Below are 1041 nucleotides of genomic sequence, written 5' to 3'. Positions count from 1 at the left end.
CCCCTACACCAGCTTCACCGGCATGACCGTCGCCGACATCAACGATGTCTACGCCTATCTCATGACGCTGCCAAAAGTGTCCGGACGTGTGCCCCCGCACGATCCCGCAATCCTGTTCAGCATTCGCCGGTCCGTCGGATTTTGGAAGCTGATGTTTTTCCGCCAGGGCCGGTCGGCTGCGAACGCAGAAGGCAAGACGATGCCTGATCGCGGCGCATACCTCGTCGAAACCGTTTCTCATTGCGCGGAATGCCACTCCAGCCGAAATGCGTTTGGAGCAATCCGGTCCGATACGCTGTTTGCCGGCGGCATCGACCCGCAAGGCACCGGGTTCGTGCCCAACATTACTCAGGAACGATTGGGCGCTTGGACCGAGACCGATATTGCCACGATGCTTAGAACCGGAGAGACGCCCAACCACGGCCGGGTGGGATCGTCCATGGCCGACGTGGTGACGAATACCGCCATGCTGCCTGAAGGCGACCGCGAGGCGATCGCGCACTACATCAAAGCGCTTCCGCCGGTCGCAACCCCACACCCATAGGTTCATTGGGCATAAAGATACGCTGCAAGATCCCGCGCTTCCTGTTCAGAAATCCCCGATTGCGGCATGGCCGTCTGCGGGAAGAAGCGCTGCGGCGAAACGATCCAGGCGACCAGATTGTCTGGACGGTTTTCCAGGGCACCCGCGATATAGACGCGCTTCGACAGTTCCGTCAGCGGCGCCCCAGCCTGGCCGTCCGCCCCAGGAATCCCGGAGATCGTGTGACATCCGGCGCAGCCATAGCGACGAAAGATCGCCGGCGCTCGACCGGGATCGCCCCCGGTCATCACCCTGGCAATGGCAGCTCTGGTATGGTTGTCACGCACGACACTGGTCGTGACAAACGCGGCGGAAGCCACGACGATAAACACCGTGGCCATGGCGACCCCGCCGGGGGCTGATGCGAGCGGACTAGACATTTTGCGCCTTTCTCTCGCTCGAGCCTCTGATCCAAAGCGCCAGCATCGTCAGTGCCGCACCTGCATAGACGGTGCCGG

At 61.9% G+C, this 1041-nt stretch carries 2 protein-coding genes; one reads left to right on the top strand and one right to left on the bottom strand.

What is annotated here, in order from left to right:
- Positions 1 to 544 (top strand): c-type cytochrome (locus tag AC1DX0_RS36325; RefSeq protein ID WP_477359388.1); only part of this gene is annotated, 544 nt, incomplete at its 5' end.
- A 2-nt stretch (positions 545 to 546) separates the two neighbouring features.
- Here the strand turns inward: AC1DX0_RS36325 and AC1DX0_RS36320 are convergent.
- Positions 547 to 924 (bottom strand): c-type cytochrome, encoded by a 378-nt coding sequence (locus AC1DX0_RS36320; RefSeq protein ID WP_477223780.1) that lies wholly within the window; start codon positions 922 to 924, stop codon positions 547 to 549.
- Positions 925 to 1041 lie beyond the last annotated feature (117 nt).

The sequence above is a fragment of the Mesorhizobium sp. P3_A9 genome, assembly GCF_056402975.1.
This window is presented reverse-complemented; position numbering and strand designations above follow the sequence as displayed.